Source organism: Bordetella sp. 15P40C-2 (assembly GCF_009763235.1).
Taxonomy (GTDB): Bacteria; Pseudomonadota; Gammaproteobacteria; order Burkholderiales; family Burkholderiaceae_B; genus Bordetella_A.
The window spans coordinates 33,079-48,936 of record NZ_WSJA01000042.1 but is presented as its reverse complement, the minus strand read 5'-3'; the positions used below and the strand labels follow the sequence as shown (position 1 = coordinate 48,936).

Annotated in this window: 16 protein-coding genes; 8 read left to right on the top strand and 8 right to left on the bottom strand. The window is 60.7% G+C overall.

Going from position 1 to position 15,858, the window contains the following annotated elements; translation table 11 throughout:
• Position 1 precedes the first annotated feature (1 nt).
• Complete coding sequence (cueR, locus tag GOQ25_RS16490) at positions 2-412, top strand: Cu(I)-responsive transcriptional regulator (protein ID WP_160351567.1); 411 nt, start codon at positions 2-4, stop codon at positions 410-412.
• Positions 413-419: 7 nt separating this feature from the next.
• Here cueR and GOQ25_RS16485 read toward each other — a convergent pair whose 3' ends face one another.
• Positions 420-1,262 (bottom strand): FadR/GntR family transcriptional regulator, encoded by an 843-nt coding sequence (locus GOQ25_RS16485; protein ID WP_160351566.1) that lies wholly within the window; start codon positions 1,260-1,262, stop codon positions 420-422.
• A gap of 285 nt (positions 1,263-1,547) precedes the next feature.
• On the opposite strand from GOQ25_RS16485, the gene GOQ25_RS16480 reads away from it, so the two are divergent.
• The 7 genes from GOQ25_RS16480 (at position 1,548) to GOQ25_RS16450 (ending at position 9,055) form a co-directional block, all read left to right on the top strand.
• Positions 1,548-2,750 (top strand): ABC transporter substrate-binding protein, encoded by a 1,203-nt coding sequence (locus GOQ25_RS16480; protein ID WP_160351565.1) that lies wholly within the window; start codon positions 1,548-1,550, stop codon positions 2,748-2,750.
• A gap of 73 nt (positions 2,751-2,823) precedes the next feature.
• Positions 2,824-3,681 carry a branched-chain amino acid ABC transporter permease gene (locus GOQ25_RS16475; protein ID WP_160351564.1) on the top strand — a complete coding sequence of 286 codons (858 nt, stop codon included), beginning with the start codon at positions 2,824-2,826 and terminating at the stop codon, positions 3,679-3,681.
• On the top strand, positions 3,681-4,667 hold the full coding sequence (locus tag GOQ25_RS16470; protein ID WP_160351563.1) for a branched-chain amino acid ABC transporter permease: 987 nt from the start codon (positions 3,681-3,683) through the stop codon (positions 4,665-4,667). The genes GOQ25_RS16475 and GOQ25_RS16470 overlap by 1 nt, the downstream gene beginning before the upstream one ends.
• Before the next feature lie 2 nt (positions 4,668-4,669).
• On the top strand, positions 4,670-5,479 hold the full coding sequence (locus GOQ25_RS16465; RefSeq protein ID WP_160351762.1) for an ABC transporter ATP-binding protein: 810 nt from the start codon (positions 4,670-4,672) through the stop codon (positions 5,477-5,479).
• Positions 5,476-6,174, top strand: a complete 699-nt coding sequence (locus GOQ25_RS16460; protein ID WP_160351562.1) for an ABC transporter ATP-binding protein — start codon at positions 5,476-5,478, stop codon at positions 6,172-6,174. The genes GOQ25_RS16465 and GOQ25_RS16460 overlap by 4 nt, the downstream gene beginning before the upstream one ends.
• Before the next feature lie 27 nt (positions 6,175-6,201).
• Positions 6,202-7,488 (top strand): Zn-dependent hydrolase, encoded by a 1,287-nt coding sequence (locus GOQ25_RS16455; RefSeq protein WP_160351561.1) that lies wholly within the window; start codon positions 6,202-6,204, stop codon positions 7,486-7,488.
• A gap of 52 nt (positions 7,489-7,540) precedes the next feature.
• A complete protein-coding gene (locus tag GOQ25_RS16450) occupies positions 7,541-9,055 on the top strand; it encodes a M81 family metallopeptidase (RefSeq protein ID WP_160351560.1) in 1,515 nt (504 codons plus the stop codon).
• 27 nt (positions 9,056-9,082) lie between these two features.
• Here the strand turns inward: GOQ25_RS16450 and rlmD are convergent, their stop codons facing one another.
• From rlmD to surE, 7 genes are all read right to left on the bottom strand, one after another.
• A complete protein-coding gene (gene rlmD / locus GOQ25_RS16445) occupies positions 9,083-10,495 on the bottom strand; it encodes a 23S rRNA (uracil(1939)-C(5))-methyltransferase RlmD (RefSeq protein WP_160351559.1) in 1,413 nt (470 codons plus the stop codon).
• A 105-nt stretch (positions 10,496-10,600) separates the two neighbouring features.
• The gene (locus GOQ25_RS16440) at positions 10,601-11,356 is read right to left on the bottom strand and encodes a TorF family putative porin (protein ID WP_160351558.1); all 756 of its coding nucleotides are present in this window, start codon (positions 11,354-11,356) and stop codon (positions 10,601-10,603) included.
• A gap of 365 nt (positions 11,357-11,721) precedes the next feature.
• Positions 11,722-12,372: a hypothetical protein gene (locus tag GOQ25_RS16435; protein WP_160351557.1), complete on the bottom strand. Its 651-nt coding sequence runs from the start codon at positions 12,370-12,372 to the stop codon at positions 11,722-11,724.
• 102 nt (positions 12,373-12,474) lie between these two features.
• Positions 12,475-13,251, bottom strand: coding sequence for a 3'-5' exonuclease (locus GOQ25_RS16430; RefSeq protein WP_160351556.1), 777 nt, complete (start codon positions 13,249-13,251; stop codon positions 12,475-12,477).
• Positions 13,248-14,171, bottom strand: coding sequence for a peptidoglycan DD-metalloendopeptidase family protein (locus GOQ25_RS16425; protein ID WP_160351555.1), 924 nt, complete (start codon positions 14,169-14,171; stop codon positions 13,248-13,250). The genes GOQ25_RS16430 and GOQ25_RS16425 overlap by 4 nt, the downstream gene beginning before the upstream one ends.
• 16 nt (positions 14,172-14,187) lie before the next feature.
• On the bottom strand, positions 14,188-15,006 hold the full coding sequence (locus GOQ25_RS16420; protein WP_160351554.1) for a protein-L-isoaspartate(D-aspartate) O-methyltransferase: 819 nt from the start codon (positions 15,004-15,006) through the stop codon (positions 14,188-14,190).
• The gene (gene surE, locus GOQ25_RS16415; RefSeq protein ID WP_160351553.1) at positions 14,991-15,749 is read right to left on the bottom strand and encodes a 5'/3'-nucleotidase SurE; all 759 of its coding nucleotides are present in this window, start codon (positions 15,747-15,749) and stop codon (positions 14,991-14,993) included. Before surE ends, GOQ25_RS16420 begins: the two co-directional genes overlap by 16 nt.
• Positions 15,750-15,858: the final 109 nt, after the last annotated feature.

Here is a 15,858-nt window from a genome sequence, read left to right as displayed (position 1 = left end):
CATGAATATTGGACAAGCTGCCGAGATGACCGGCATTTCGGCCAAGATGATTCGTTATTACGAGAGCATTGGCCTGTTGGAGCCGGCCGCGCGCAATGCATCGGGTTATCGCAGTTATGGCGATAAAGCACTGCATACATTGCGATTCATCCGTCGCGCTCGGGACCTGGGATTTTCCGTCGCTCAGATGCAGGAGCTGCTTGCTCTCTGGCGTGACCGAGATCGCGCCAGTGCCGAGGTCAAGCGCATCGCGTTGCAGCACGTTGAAGGCCTGGAGCGCAAAGCCGCCGAGCTGCAGCAAATGGCCGATACGCTGCGGCATCTCGCCGATCACTGCAAGGGGAACAACCGCCCGGAATGTCCCATTATTGATGAGTTGGGTGGTAGCGCCGACACGGGCAAAGCGCCATAGATGACGCTTACGCCTCAGCTTTTCTGCGCCCTGCCCTGCGCGCATTGCGCGCGACGGTACGCCGCGAGATTTCCGAATCGAGGATCAGGCGGCCTTTGAGCTTGCCATGCATGCGCGTGACCGATCGCATGCAGTCATGCATGTGCTCGCTCATCAATTCGCGCACCCGCTGCGCATCGCGGGCGCGGGCCGCTTGCAGAATCTGTTTATGGAATTGGGTGTTGGAAACGCCAAACCTGGCCTGTTCCTCTAATGGCATTTCATTGTCGAAGACGGTCAGCTGCCGGATCATTTGATTGATCATTTCACAGCTGAAGCGCAAGAATGAATTCGGGCATGCGTCGGCAAAGATGTCGTGGAAGTTCATTTCCTCTTGGCGCTGCGCCAATGGGTCCTCGACATGCTCGGCCATGGGATCACAGCATTGAATGTTGTGTTCCAGCGCGGCGAAGTGTGCATCGGTCAGATGGGGTACGGCGCTGGCAGCCAGCTCGGGTTCCAGCAGCTTGCGCACCTGATAAATGTCCTCGATGCGCACTTCCTTGAAGAACAGGTAGTTCTGCATCAGCTGAAACGTGCGATCCAGCGGCACCTCGACCACCATGCCGCCGCCACCCGGGCCGGTACTGACTTTCAGCAACCCCTGCACTTCCAGCGACTTCAGGGCTTCGCGGATGGTGCTTTTGCTCACCGCGAACATGCTCTGCAGTTCGCTTTCGCGAGGTAGCTTGTCGCCGGGCAAAAGGTTCTTGGCGGTGATCAGTCGCTTGATTTCTTCGGCCACAAGATCGCTGCGCTTGGGTTGGCTCGCGGCGGCCATCAATGGTGTGCCCTGACTGTCAAATTCCATAACGATCCTCTTCCCCTCTTATGTCTTCGTCATCGTTCACATCGTCATCGGTGCTTCCCGCGGACCCAGGGTTAAACCTGATATCTGCATTCTTGACACTGATTGCCGCTCTCCACGATGATGATATTAATCCTATTTATCATGATAAATAGGAGCGCAGGTGCAGCACCAGTGGAAATATCACTTCCACAGCGAGTCAGAGTTAGCCGTACACGGAATGCGCGCGTGACGCGCATATAACGCTAAATGCCGCTGCCCACGCGCGCCGCGGCCAAGGAGAAAATCTTGAATCGCCGTAACCTCTTGAAGATGGCCGCATTAGGTGCAGTGCCGGGTTCGTTGTGGGCCGCTCGTTCCGCACTCGCGCAATCCTCCGGCCCCATCCAGTTCGCGTGTCCGGTGCCTATGTCGGGCGCATTCGCCGCCAACGGCAAATTCGCCGACCTGGGCATGAAGCTCGCCTTGGAACAGTACGGCAAGGTGCTGGATCGACCCTTGGCCTATACCGTATTGGACACCGAGGGCAAGCCCGCCACGGCGGTACGCAAGGTTCAAGAAATTGCTCAGCAAAAAGGCGCCAAGTTCTGGGCCGGCGGCATTCTGTCATCCGAAGCCTTGGCCATGGGTAAGGAAGCCGAGAAAGCCGACGCCGTGTTCATCACTACTGCGGGCGCCGATGAGATCACCGGCAAGGACTGCAACCGCGCCACTTTCCGCTGGTCGGTGCCGACCTTTGGCGCGGTCGAGGAAACCCTGCGTCCGCTGCTGGCCGAAAAGCCCGAGGCCAAGCGCGTCTACACCATCACGCCGCAGTATGTGTTCGGCGAAGGCCTGCTCAGCGCGGCCAAGGCGATCATGAAGGAAAAAGGCATCGAGCACGTAGGCAATAGCTATCACTCGTTGACCGAGAAAGAATTCAGCGGCTATTTGACTAACGCCATGGCGGCCAAGCCCGACATTCTGCTGATTCTGAACTTTGGTTCGCAATCGTCCGACACGCTGCGTCAAGCGGCAAGCTTTGGCATGAAGCAGAATTGCACGATTCTGATCGCCTGGGCGTCGGGCCTGGAGCAATTCGAAGCGCTGGGCGCGGATCTCTGCGAAGGCGTTTATTTTGGCGCGCAGTATTGGCACGAAATCGATTCCCCGCTGAATAAAGAGCTGGTCGAATTGACGCAGTCCAAGCTGAAGATGACGCCCAACTACAGCCTCGCGGGATCGTATATCTGCACGCGCATCATGCTGGACGCCATTGCCAAGGCCAACAGTGCTGAGCCGCAGAAGGTCATCGCGCAGATGGAGGGCATGCGGTACGAAGGCCTGACGGGCACCGAAGAAATTCGCAAAGAAGATCATCAGGTGCTCAAGAACTACTACCTGCTGAAGGGCAAGAAGAAATCCGAGATGAAGAACAAGGACGATTACGCGACCATTGTTCATTCCGGACAGTCTTTCCTGCCACCGGCCGAGACCGGCTGCAAGATGTGATGTGCGCACGCCGCGCCCGGCTGGGCGCGGCGCATCCTGTCCTCGGACACTCCTCTCTCAACGCACATTCCGCATGAACGTATATCTGCTTCAGATCATCAATGGGATCGGAGTGGGCATGCTGTACTTCCTGCTGGCAGTCGGCTTGTCCATCATTTTCGGTCTGCTGCGCTTTGTGAACTTCGCGCATGGCGCGTTCTATTTGCTGGGCGCTTATTTCTGTTTTCAGGCCATTCAATGGGGCGTGAATTTCTGGATAGCCCTGGCCGTCGTGCCGCTGATTGTGGGCGCATGCGCCTGGCTGGTCGAAAAGCTCGTGCTGCGACATGTGTACGCGCAGCCGCACGAATTCCATATCCTGATCACTGTGGGATTGGCGCTCGTGCTCCAGGAGGCCGTCATCGTCGTCTGGGGGCCCTTGGGCGATAACGTCGCCGCGCCCGCTTCGCTGCAAGGCGTCGTGATGTGGGGCAGTTTTATCTATCCTAAGTATCGCTTGTTCGTGATCGGCTTTACGGCTGTGTTCGCCCTGCTGCTTTGGTATGTGCTGGAAGGCACGCGTCTAGGCAGCGCGGTGCGGGCAGGCAGCGAATCGACCGAGATGGTGTCCTTGCTCGGCATCAATGTCTTTCGCGTCTTTAGCCTGGTCTTCGCGCTGGGCGCTGCAACCGCCGCGCTGGCGGGGGTGCTCGCCGCACCGATTCGCGGCGTAGAGCCCTTCATGGGCATCGAGGCGCTGGGTATTGCGTTCGTCATTGTGGTCGTCGGTGGCATGGGTAGCTTTTCGGGCGCACTGGTGGGGGGATTGCTGATCGGCATCGTGCAAAGCGTCATGAGCACCCTCTGGCCCGAAGGCGCCCGCCTGATGATCTATATCGCCATGGCCGCCGTCTTGCTGTTGCGGCCGCACGGTCTGCTGGGGAGAGGCTGATGACCCATTTGAAATCCCATATGCAGTTGGTGCTGGCCTTGCTGGTCGCGCTGATCCTGCCCTTGTGCATGCAATCCGGATCGCTGGCGACCGAGGTCTTGATCTACGCGCTGGCCGTGCTGGGCTGCAATTTGCTGCTGGGCTTTACCGGTCTGCTGTCGTTCGGCCAAGGCATTTTCTTTGGCCTGGGTAGCTACACCGTCGGGATCTTGCTCACGCGGTTCTCGTTGCCGATGCCTTTGGCCCTGCTTGCTGCAGTCCTCGTCGGCGCGCTGGCGGCGGCCTTTGTCGGCTGGTTCGCGATCCGGCAACGTGGCACGTATTTCGTCATGCTGACGCTGGCCTTTGCGCAGATGTTTTATTTTCTGTCCTATAGCCTGCCCGACCTGACCGGGGGTGATAACGGCTTGCTGGACGTGCCTCGTCCCGCGCTGTCCATTGCCGGCACGGAGCTGATGTCGCTGGCCTCGCCCTGGCAGTTTTATACCTTTGTGGCCGCGTGCTTTTTGATTGTGTTTTGGTTATTGCTACGCATCACGAATTCCGTCTTCGGACGGACGTTGCTGGCCATACGCGATAACGAAGCGCGCGCCGCCGCGGTAGGCTACAACGTGCGCATGTTCAAGCTCGCCGCCTTTGCCATATCCGGCGCGGTCACGGCCCTTGCGGGCGCGTTCCTGGCCATGATGACGGGCATCGCACCGCTATCGAGTATCGAGTATCACACCAGCGAGATGATTCTCGTCATGACGGTCATCGGGGGCACTGGCAATCTGTTCGCGTCCGTATTGGGTGCGGCGTTCTACGTGCTGTTCGCCGACTGGCTATCGACGCTATGGCCGCGTTGGCTAATGCTGCTGGGCTTTCTGCTGATCGCTGTCAGTCTGTTTATGCAGAAAGGACTGTGGGGCCTGGGCGAGCGCGTGTGGCTTTCGTTAAAGCGCAACCCGGCATCGAACCCTGCCACCGAGGAGAAACGCGCATGACTATGCATGACGCCAATCCGGCTCGCAGCCCCGCATCCTCGCCGCCGGCGCAGCCTCTGTTGCAGGCGCGCGGCATCATCAAACGATTCGGTAAGTTCGTCGCTTTGCATGGTGTGGACCTGCAAGTCTATCCCCGCACCGTTCATTCCGTGATCGGCCCTAATGGCGCTGGCAAGACCACCCTCTTTCACACCCTGACCGGCACACTCGCGGCCAGCGAAGGCAGCATCGTGTTCGACGGGCAGGAGGTCACGCACGAGGCCGACCACCAACGCGTGCAGCGCGGTATCGCGCGTTCGTTCCAGGTCACCAGTCTGTTTACTAATTTATCGGTTCGCGAGAACCTGCGGCTGGCGGCTCAAGGTGTACACCGGTCAGGCGCTTTCGATTGCTGGCATCCGCCAACCGGCGAACGCGCCCATGCCGATGTCGTGGATACTGCAATGGAACGCATGGGCCTGACGCGCCTGGCTGGCGTGACTGCGGGGGCATTGTCCCATGGACAGCAACGGCGGCTCGAGGTCGGCATGGCGCTGGCGGCGAGGCCGCGTGCCATTTTCCTGGACGAACCGACTTCGGGCATGGGTGTTGACGATCTCGATGAAATGAAGCACCTGATCCGAGGCTTGCGCGACGACCATACGGTGGTCCTGATCGAACACAACATGAGTATCGTGATGGATATCTCGGACACGATCACGGTCATGCAGCAAGGTCGAGTTCTGGTCGAAGGCCGGCCGAACGATATCCGCAACGATGAGCGTGTGCGTGCGGCTTACCTTGGCAACATGATCACGGGGGGCCGGGCATGAGCTTGCAGGTCGACAATATTCACAGCTATTACGGCAAAAGCCATATCCTGCAAGGGGTATCGCTAAGTGTGCCGGAGGGGTCGGTGGTCACGTTGTTGGGCCGTAACGGCGCGGGCAAGTCCACCACGCTCAAATCGATTGCTGGCGTGATTGCACCCCAGGCAGGCAGTATCCGCTTGCAGTCGCGCGACATCACCGGGCAGCCCGCGCATAAAATTGCTGCCATGGGCGTTTGTCTGGTGCCGGAGCATCGCGGGATTTTCAAGCTGCTCACGGTGGAGGAGAATTTGCGTCTGGGCGCACGCCGTCAATCGCCGTGGCAACTGGACGATATCTACCGGATTTTTCCGCGCCTGAAAGAACGTCGGCGCAATGGCGGCGGCCAATTATCGGGCGGCGAACAACAGATGCTAGCCATCGGTCGGGCCTTGATGAACCACCCTCGGGTGCTGATGCTGGACGAGCCGGTCGAGGGTTTAGCGCCCGTCATCGTCGAAGAAATCGTGGCGCAGATCAAACTGATCAAGCAGGCCGGCGTCACAATTTTGCTGGTGGAACAAAACCTGGAAGTCTGCACACAACTCGCAGATCATCACTTCATCATTGAACAAGGCGCCATTGTCTACGAAGGCACCAACGCTGCCTTTCTCGCCGATGACGCCATCAAGGATCGTTATCTTGGCGTGGGCGTATAGACCGCCGCACGCCACAAGGAAATCATCATGGAAATGGCAACTTTGGAATCCGTCAGCGCCCTGCGCGTCAATGGCGATCGCCTTTGGGAATCGCTGATGGAGCTGGCGCAGATCGGTGCCACCGACAAAGGAGGCGTCTGCCGGCTGGCATTGACTGATCTGGATCGCCAGGCGCGTGACCTCGTCTCGACCTGGGCGCGTGAACTGGGCTGCACGGTGCGCGTGGACGCTATCGGCAATATCTTTATGCGCCGCGCTGGATTGCGTGACGATCTGCCGCCGGTCATGACGGGCAGTCACATCGATACGCAACCAACGGGCGGGAAATTCGACGGAAATTATGGCGTGCTCTCTGGTATTGAAGTGCTGCGTACGCTGCACGACCATGGCATCGAGACGGAGGCCCCCATTGAAGTCGTCGTCTGGACCAACGAAGAGGGATCGCGTTTCGTCCCGGTCATGATGGGCTCCGGCGTCTATGCCGGCGCGTTCACGCTGGACCATGCCTTAAATGCCACGGATCGGGAAGGCATCTCGGTGCGGCAGGCATTGAACGACATCGGCTACAGCGGCCCGGAACCCGTAGGCGGGCGCGATGTCGCCGCCTATTTCGAGGCGCACATCGAGCAAGGTCCTATTCTCGAGGCCAAAAACATCACCATCGGTGCGGTCGCGGGCGCATTGGGTCAACGCTGGTACGACATCGTCATCACCGGCCAGGAGGCACATGCTGGTCCGACGCCGATGGAGCTGCGCCGGGATGCGTTGTTGGTGGCAGCCGATCTGATACGCGCGGTGAATCGTATTGCACTCGATCACGCCCCTCATGGTCGCGGCACGGTGGGATGCATCGACAACTTCCCCAACTCGCGCAACGTCATCCCTGGACGAGTCAGCCTGACCGTAGACCTGCGCGCGGCCGATGACGCGACGCTAGACAGCATGGCCGCCGCATTGGCGCAGACCGTAAAGGACTTGAGCGACCCCGGCAAGATAGACATCGAGTCGAAAGAGGTCGTTTACTTCCCTCCGCAACCGTTCGAGCCACGCTTGGTCCAGGCGATCCGCGATGGCGCGACCACGCTGGGATTAGATCACCTGGATGTGATCAGCGGCGCGGGGCACGATGCCGTATACATGGCACGCGTGACGCCGACCGCCATGATCTTTGTGCCCTGCAAGGATGGCATCAGCCATAACGAAATCGAAGACGCACAACCCGATCACCTGGAAGCCGGCTGCAACGTGTTGCTCCACGCCATGCTGCGCTGCTGCGGCGCGGTGCGTAGTCCAGCCGCAATCCCGGCCGATTAACCGCACAACCTCAGTATTGAAATTCCCGCCACACCGAACCGAGACGCCGTAAATGAAAGTCCTGATCGCCCGCATGAACCACGAGACCAACACGTTCTCGCCGGTCCCGACGCCGCTCTCGTCCTTCGGTAACGATGGCCCAACCTATGGCGCTGAGGCCTACGCAGAGAACAAGGGCAAGCGCACGGCGATGTCCGCGTTCATCGATCTGGCCGAGGCCCGGGGCGCCGAACTCGTCACGCCCGTATCCGCCACGGCCTACCCTAGTGGGCGGGTAGACGCCCAGGCCTATCAACAGATCTGCGATCGCATCGTCGCCGAGGCGGCGGGCTGCGATGCCATTTTGCTGGATCTGCATGGTGCAATGGCTGTCGAAACGACTGACGATGGCGAAGGCGATTTGCTCGAACGCGTGCGGGCCGCCGCGCCCGGTGCACCCATCGCGGTCGCGCTGGATCTGCATGCGAACGTGACGCAAAAAATGATCGATCACGCCAACGTCATCATCAGCTTTAAAACCTATCCCCATATCGACATGTACGAAACCGGCGAGCATGCAGGCCGCCTGCTGTTCGATAGCATCGATGGCAAATGCCACCCTGTGCTTGCCTGGCGCAGCTTGCCGCTGGTGTCGCACACCCTGCGCAGCAACACCGCCGAAGGCGCCATGCGCGACGCCGTGCAGGCCGCGCGCGACGCCGAAGCGGCCGGTACGCCGGGCGTGTCGATTCTGGCGGGCTTTGGTTTGGCCGACATTCCAAACCCCTGCGTCAGTGTGGTGGTAGTGGGTGACGGCGACATGGCCGCCGCGGACCTTGTGGCGGCAGAGCTCGCCCGCACAATCTGGGATGAGCGCGAAGGGTTCCTCTACAACAGCGAGCCGCTGTCGCAATCGCTGGCACGCGCAAAAGCGTTGGCTGAGACCGCCGACAAGCCGGTATTACTGCTGGACCATGGCGACAACTGCATGAGCGGTGGCACCTGCGACACGATGGACGTACTGATGGCGGCCTTGGAAGCCGGTCTGACAGGCATCCAGGCGGGACTGTATTGTGATCCCGAGGCCGTGCAGATCTTGGCCGATGCGGGCATCGGCGCAACGGTGGAATTGCCGGTAGGCAACAAGCGCCCTATTGCAGAGATCGGCCGCGATACGCCGCCTGTCACTCTACGCGGCACCGTGCGCGCCGTGACCAATGGCGAGTACGTGATCACCGGCCCGACCTACACGGGACAGTTGGCCTGCATGGGCCGCAGCGCGGTGCTGGATATCGGCGCCGCGCAACTTGTGTTGACCGAACGCACCCACGAACCCTGGGACCTGGGCGTGTTCCGCAGCATGGGCCTGGAGCCCACGCAAGCCAAGTTCATACTCGTGAAATCGCGCATGTATTGCCGGCCGGTGTTCGTGCCGATTTCCTCGGCACTGATCGAATGCGACAGCCCGGGCGTGACGAGCTCGGACTGGACGCTGTTCGACTTCAAGAAACGCGCGAAACCCATGTTCCCGCTGGAGCCCCTGGACAAGAACGCCTACGATCCCGTCACAGGCAAGCTCTCAGCGTGATGATGCCTGCGTAACCAACCGACGCTGTCAGGCCGCAGCCGCAACTGCAGCCGCAGCCGCGGCGTCGGCGGCCTCTTTCGCCTTTCTCAATCGCGTCTGCTCTTGCACGGCCAATACTTCCTCGGCGGGCAGCGATTCGAACACCGCGATCGACTCAACGTGCCCCGTATGCGGGAACATGTTGATCACGCCCGCGCTCTTGAGGACGTAGCCGCCTTCGTGCGCCATGATCGCGGCATCGCGAGCGAGCGTAGCCGGGTTGCACGACACATACACGATACGGCGTGGCCGCTCTTCTGGCGTCAGCAACGCCAAGGCCTGGGCCACGGCTTGCGCACCCTCGCGTGGCGGATCGATAAGCATCCGGTCGAAATAACCAAGTCCGCGCAACCATTCGACATCCACCTCAAAGAGGTTCAGCGTCGCGAAGCTGGTTCGTTCCGCGAGCCCGTGACGCGAGGCGGCGTCGAGCGCGCGATCCGTCAGGGCCTTGCTGCCCTCCACGCCCACTGCCTCGCGGCACTGCGTGGCCAAAGGCAATGTGAAGTTGCCCAGGCCACAGAACAAATCCGCGACACGGTCGGTGGGCTGCACCTCTAACAGCATCAAAGCACGCGCGACCATGGCGCGATTGATGGCGTGATTGACCTGTGTGAAATCCGTTGGCCGATATGGCATACGCAAGCCGAACTGCGGCATCGTATAAGCCAATGCGTCTTCGTCGGCACGTTCCAGCGCATGGACCGTGTCCGGGCCTTTCGGCTGCAGCCACCATTGCACCTGATGCTTTGCCGCGAAGGCACGCAAGATAGCGATGTCGCCGTCGGTCAGTGGCTCCAGATGACGCAGCACCAGGGCTGTCACGCCCTCGCCCAACGCCACTTCGATCTGTGGCATACGGTCGGGCTTGGACATGGAGCCGATCATCGCGCGCAAGGGCAACAACAGATCGCTGACATGCCTGGGCAACACGTGGCATTCGCGAATATCGGCCACGTAGCTGCTCTTGCGCTCGTGAAAGCCGACGAGCACACCGCCCTTTTTAGGTACCACGCGCACGGACAGGCGCGCGCGATAACGGTAGCCCCAGGTCGGGCCATGCAGCGGCGGCAACATGCGCTGCGGCCGCAGTTTACCCACGTGCCAGAATCCGTCTTCCAGCGCGCGCTGTTTGATCGCGACCTGGGCGGTGGGCTCCAGGTGCTGCATGGCACAGCCGCCGCACACCCCGAAATGCGGGCAACGCGGCGCAACGCGCAACGATGAGGGTCGCAGAATTTCCGCCACGCGGGCGATTTCATACGACGGTTTGCGCCGCACCGTATCGGCGGTGACGCGTTCATTGGGCAAGGCGCCTTCGACGAAAACCACCTTGCCGTCGCGGCGCGCGATTCCCCGGGCCTCGAGGTCCAGGGACTCGATATTCAGTACTTCGGCCATTTCTAGTGCAATCCAGGCTGATTTGGGCAACCGGGCATTGTAAAAGAGGAAGCCAAAGCCTGTCTGGCGCGTCCCCGTTAAACGCGCCCCGCGCTTAAACCCGGATTAAAACTCGCGCGACAGCGAGGCGACGGCGCCCAGGCGTCCCGACGGGTGACCATTCTTGGTGGGCAGCCAGTTGTCCTTCGATGCCCCCACCGCGGCCAGACCCACGACCCAGCCATTCAGATCCTTGGTCACGCCGAGCTTGTAGTCCACATAATGGCCGATGTCGTTGCCGTCCATGTCCACTTGCTTTTTCAGCTTTTGATAGCCGACGTGCGCGACCAGGCCCCAGCCATTGCCCAGATCGAACTCGGCCGTGCCGTCCAGATACCAGGTACCCTTGCTATCCGGGGTGCTGAAGAAATCGCTGGGCGTGTAGGAATACTTCAACGAATAGCCGCCGTGGCTCAAGCCGATATAAAGATCGGTGTTGTTGTACGCATGGCCCTTGGGCGACTTCGAGCCCGGATAGTAGTAGTAGAGGACGCCGACATCCAGGTCCAGGCCGCTGTCACCCAACGCGCCCGTCCAGCCACCATAAAAGTCCATTTCCAGGTTGCCGTCTGGGAACACGTAATCGGACACGTTGGAGTTCCAGTTACCCAGATAGAAGCCCGAGGTGTGGCTCAGATCAAAACCCAGTTGTGCGGCGGGCCGGAAGTTCGTCTGCGAGTAGCCCCGGAAGCGGTAGTCACTGACAATCGCGGCGTTACCGCTCAGCGAGAAACCCGCTCCCAGGTCCGTAGATTCTGCATGGGAAATCGAGGCAAAACTGGCCGATAACACAAAGGGCAAGGCAAGCAGCGTGCGTTTCATGGTGCGAATCCTGTGCGCATTTAAAAGGGATGACGGCGCGATGCCGTTTTTCTAATCGCCGGGATGCGCATCGAATGCTGCATCCTGGTGTATGCCTCTTAAAGCAGTATCCGTGCCAACTTTTAAGCCATGCGCGTGGGGTGTCGGTCCTTGGGACAAGGTACCTCTCAAGCACCACAGCAGTGCAGCAGCGCACCGGCGGGCGCACGAAAACAATGCGCAGTTTGTGACCACGCCCTGCCTTGGGGCATCGGGCAAGCACGCCTGCGGCGCAAAGAAAAACCACGCGGGCTCGCGCCTCGCGTGGTTAATCGAATCCGACGGCGGCGGGGCCTTGCACCCCGCTGCGCATCGCGACGTTGGCCTTAGTTAGCCGGGGTGGCGGGAGCAATCTGCTTCGCGCTTTCCGCTTGACCGCTACGCGCGGCCTCGCGTTTGGCTTGACGCTCTTGCTTCTTGGCCTTGAGCGCTTCCATCTTTTCCTGGCGCGCCTTGACCCACTCGGTTACCTGCTTCTGTTGGTCGGCATTCAGGGTGTCCCAAGCGGCCAGCCACTTACCACGCACCGTGTCGGATTGTTTGTGGAATTCGGCCTTTTGAGAGTCTTGTTCGGCGACCAGGGCGCGCGGGTCGAGCTTGCCGCTCTTGATCTGGTTGTCCAGCAATTGGTGGCGTTGGCCACGGCTCTCGCGCATCGATTTGAACAGATCGCCTTGGGCTTGCTTAGCTTCATCGAAGGCAGCTTGCTGCTCGGCATCGAGCTTCAGCGACTCGACTTGCTGCTTGGACAAGGGACCCACGCCCGGCACCATGACCGCATCACGCATGGCGTGACCATGATGATGCTTGCCGTGATGCCCATGGCGATGTTGGCCAGCTTGCTTGCCATCATGGTGTTTGGCCTGTGCCGTGGTCGGCTGCGGATCGGGGGCCGCTATCGCCGTGCCGGATACACCGGCGGCGGCAACGATGAAACCCAGGGCAGCCAGAGAAGAACGGATCGCGATTCGGGACATATTGGTCTCCTTAATGAGGTGAACGCGAAGCCATTGTCGGCTCAGACCCGTTACGCGCCGATTTCGAATCCGCCGCGAATATTTCAGTCGATTGCGTGCCGCTCAGGCGTCCCAGGCGGTCATGTATTCCCGCCAATGCGCGGCGTCACTTGCCGATAAGGTCTCGCGAACCAGATCCACCTCGGCCTGGTAGGAGACAGCATCCAATTCGCCGCGCAGCAAGCGAAACCGGCAATACACCAACCAGGTGTTGACCACATCGGTCTCGCAATACGCGCGGATTTCATCGGCACGCCCTTCCTGCCATGCGGGCCAGACCTGGCTACCATCCATCCCCAGTTTGCCCGGGAAACCGCAGAGCTTGGCCAATTCGTCCAAGGGTGCATTGGCCCGCCCGTTGTACTTCGCCAGCAAATCCATCAGATCGATATGTCGATTGTGATAGCGGCTGATGTAGTTGTTGTATTTGAAGTCGCGGTCTTCGTCACCGAGATCCCAATATCGGGGCGCCGCGACACCATGAATCAGGCTGCGATAGTGCAACACGGGCAGATCAAAACCCGATCCATTCCAGCTGACCAGACGCGGTGTGTAGTGATCGATGATCTTGAAAAACTGGTGAATCAGCGTGGCTTCCGAATCGCCAGGCTGCCCCAAGGTTTTCACCCGAAAGCCTTTTTCATCCCGAAACACGCAACCGATGACGGCAATGCGCTGAAGATGCAGCGGCAGAAAATCATGTCCGACGGCCTCGCGGCGCGCTTGAAACGCGCGTTCCGCGACCTCGCCATCGGGCACGTCCGCGCCCCAGCCGTTGAGCTTGCGCAGCCCATCGACATCGGGGAGCGTTTCCAGGTCAAAGACCAGCGTCGGTGTCATCGCGCAGGCAGATACTGCAGCGGGTCTACAGGCGTACCTTGGCGGCGGATCTCGAAATGCAGCCGTGGCGAGGTGGTGTCGCTTTGGCCGATCTCGGCGATCTTGGTGCCGCGCTTGACCGCTTCGCCGGTTTTTACGAGCAAGGTCTGGTTATGCGCGTAGGCCGTGATAAAGCCGTTATCGTGATTCACGATGATCAGGTTGCCCAGGCCACGCACGCCATTGCCGCTATACATGACTTTGCCATCGGCGGCGGCGACGACCGGAGCGCCCAGCGCCCCACCGATATCGATGCCTTTGTTCGCCGTGGTGAACGTCTGAATAATCGGGCCGTTGGCCGGCCAACCCCAGCTAATGAGATTGGCGTCGGCAGCGCGCGGCTTGGACGGTGTCGCGGGCGCCGGAATGGTCGCCGTGGGCGTCGTGGCGGTGTTGCCGGTCGGTGCGGTCGTGCCGCCAGCAGGAGGCGTCGTATCGGTCGCGGAGCCCGTGGACGGCGTGGTGGGCGACACGACAGGCGATGGCGTGGCCGCCGGGCCCGAGGTCGACGCGCCGGAGGTCGAGCCGGCGACGGCGCCAGTACTAGCGCCGGGTCCCAGCCGGAGCACTTGTCCCACGTTCAGCTGATTGGCGTCACTGATGTTGTTCCATTGGCGCAAGTTCTGAATGCTCACGCCATGGTTACGTGCGATCTGAAAAAGCGTATCCCCAGGCTTGACGACATACGTACCGCCAGGAGCGGCCGTACCGCTGGTCGGCGGCTGCTTGGACAAATCCACCACCGGCGCGCGGCTGTTGGGCGTCGACGAGCAACCGGTGATCAGTGCCAGACCTAGGACACCGGACACCAACAAAACGCGTCGGGACGACGACATCCGGGGTATAGCAAACGTGGTCAGTGGCAACTGCCCGTTGAGCATGTAATTCTCCTGTCGCTCAAGTTTGAATGCCGGCTCGCAAAGGCACGAACCGTACTGCTTCTAATTCGGTGCGCTTCCAACTGGAAGCGCCGGTGCGCTCGATCAATACCAGACGCTGATGCGTGTCGCCCTCGGGCGCGATCAAGCGTCCGCCGGGTGCTAACTGCGTCAGCAGTGCTTGCGGAATCGCCAGCCCAGCGGCAGCCACAACGATAGCATCGAACGGCGCCAAACTCGGCAAGCCTACCATGCCATCGCCATGGATGAGCCGTACTCGGGTCGCCAGACGTAAGGCGCGCAGGTTTGTGCGCGCCATTTCGAACAAACCGCGGATACGCTCGATGGCATGCACTTCGCGGATAAGTTGCGCTAACACGGCAGCCTGGTAGCCGCAGCCCGCGCCGACTTCGAGCACGCGCGCAGGCGTGCGGTCCTCGCACACGGCGGCAATCATACGGGCCACTACCCAAGGCTGCGAGATCGTCTGAGAATGCCCGATCGGCAGGGCCGCATCCTCATAAGCGCGACTTGCCAGCGCTTCGTCCACAAACACATGACGCGGCACGGCCGCCATCGCGTCCAGTACCCGCTCGTCGCTGATGCCCTGGGCACGTAGCCGTTGCACCATAGCCTGCCGCAGACGGTCCGAGCTCAAGCCTGGATTCGCGGCGGGGTTAGCGGGCGTGCTGGACGGCGCGGGTCGCGAGAGAACCGCGGGCGAAATGCGGGTATTACTATTCGTGGGAGTAAAGCCTGCGACGGACGTCACGCCGCCCGAGGTCCGGCGGCGATCCGGCGCAGGCACGGACCCAAAGGGATTTACGGGTTTGCGCATAATGGATCCGCCCATTCGCGCAATTCATCCAGCTGGCTGTGCTGCGTCAAATCGAGACGCAACGGCGTAAGCGAGACTTTGCGCTGCGAGATGGCATGAAAGTCCGTGCCCGGCGAAGCGTCCGCGGCCAGCCCCACCGGCCCGATCCAATACACCGTGTCGCCATAGGGCGTGGTGGAGCGTACAACCGGCTCGGAAGGATGACGCTTACCCAGGCGTGTCACTTGCCACCCATCGATCTGCTCATAGGGCAGACAAGGGATATTGACGTTCAGCAAGACCGGGGGAGCCAGGGGCTGCGCGATCTGGCGTTCGACGACCTGCCGGGCGATACGCGCGGCGGCATCGATATGTTCCCAGCCCTTTTCGACCAGGGAAAACGCAATCGCGGGGATTCCAAACAAGTAAGCTTCGGCAGCCGCGGCCACCGTGCCGGAATACAGCGTGTCGTCGCCCATATTGGCACCATTATTGATGCCAGACACGACCAAGTCGGGGCGGGATTCCATCAAGCCGGTGAGCGCCACGTGGACGCAGTCGGAGGGCGTGCCATTCACGCACACAAAGCCGTTCGCGGCGGTTCTCACCGTCAGCGGCCGGTTCAGAGTCAACGAGTTCGACGCCCCACTATGATTCGTTTCTGGGGCCACGACGGTGATGTCGCCCAGCCCTTGCAGGGCTTCTACCAGCGCTTCGAGGCCTGGAGCAGTGTAGCCATCGTCGTTCGACACCAGTATTCGCATTGGGCACCCAGAATTAACACAGCAAGGAAAACGCGGTCGATTGTACCGCCGATGATCCGAAATCCCGCGCCCCATGGATAACCCGGGACGCGTCCAGACGCCGCGCGCG

Excerpts from the sequence above, each read along its gene's own strand:
- cueR (WP_160351567.1), top strand. The coding sequence starts at position 2 with ATGAATATTGGACAAGCTGCCGAGATGACCGGCATTTCGGCCAAGATG.
- GOQ25_RS16485 (WP_160351566.1), bottom strand. The coding sequence starts at position 1,262 with ATGGAATTTGACAGTCAGGGCACACCATTGATGGCCGCCGCGAGCCAA.
- GOQ25_RS16475 (WP_160351564.1), top strand. The coding sequence starts at position 2,824 with ATGAACGTATATCTGCTTCAGATCATCAATGGGATCGGAGTGGGCATG.
- GOQ25_RS16470 (WP_160351563.1), top strand. The coding sequence starts at position 3,681 with ATGACCCATTTGAAATCCCATATGCAGTTGGTGCTGGCCTTGCTGGTC.
- GOQ25_RS16465 (WP_160351762.1), top strand. The coding sequence starts at position 4,670 with ATGCATGACGCCAATCCGGCTCGCAGCCCCGCATCCTCGCCGCCGGCG.
- GOQ25_RS16460 (WP_160351562.1), top strand. The coding sequence starts at position 5,476 with ATGAGCTTGCAGGTCGACAATATTCACAGCTATTACGGCAAAAGCCAT.
- GOQ25_RS16455 (WP_160351561.1), top strand. The coding sequence starts at position 6,202 with ATGGAAATGGCAACTTTGGAATCCGTCAGCGCCCTGCGCGTCAATGGC.
- GOQ25_RS16450 (WP_160351560.1), top strand. The coding sequence starts at position 7,541 with ATGAAAGTCCTGATCGCCCGCATGAACCACGAGACCAACACGTTCTCG.
- rlmD (WP_160351559.1), bottom strand. The coding sequence starts at position 10,495 with ATGGCCGAAGTACTGAATATCGAGTCCCTGGACCTCGAGGCCCGGGGA.
- GOQ25_RS16440 (WP_160351558.1), bottom strand. The coding sequence starts at position 11,356 with ATGAAACGCACGCTGCTTGCCTTGCCCTTTGTGTTATCGGCCAGTTTT.
- GOQ25_RS16435 (WP_160351557.1), bottom strand. The coding sequence starts at position 12,372 with ATGTCCCGAATCGCGATCCGTTCTTCTCTGGCTGCCCTGGGTTTCATC.
- GOQ25_RS16430 (WP_160351556.1), bottom strand. The coding sequence starts at position 13,251 with ATGACACCGACGCTGGTCTTTGACCTGGAAACGCTCCCCGATGTCGAT.
- GOQ25_RS16425 (WP_160351555.1), bottom strand. The coding sequence starts at position 14,171 with ATGCTCAACGGGCAGTTGCCACTGACCACGTTTGCTATACCCCGGATG.
- GOQ25_RS16420 (WP_160351554.1), bottom strand. The coding sequence starts at position 15,006 with ATGCGCAAACCCGTAAATCCCTTTGGGTCCGTGCCTGCGCCGGATCGC.
- surE (WP_160351553.1), bottom strand. The coding sequence starts at position 15,749 with ATGCGAATACTGGTGTCGAACGACGATGGCTACACTGCTCCAGGCCTC.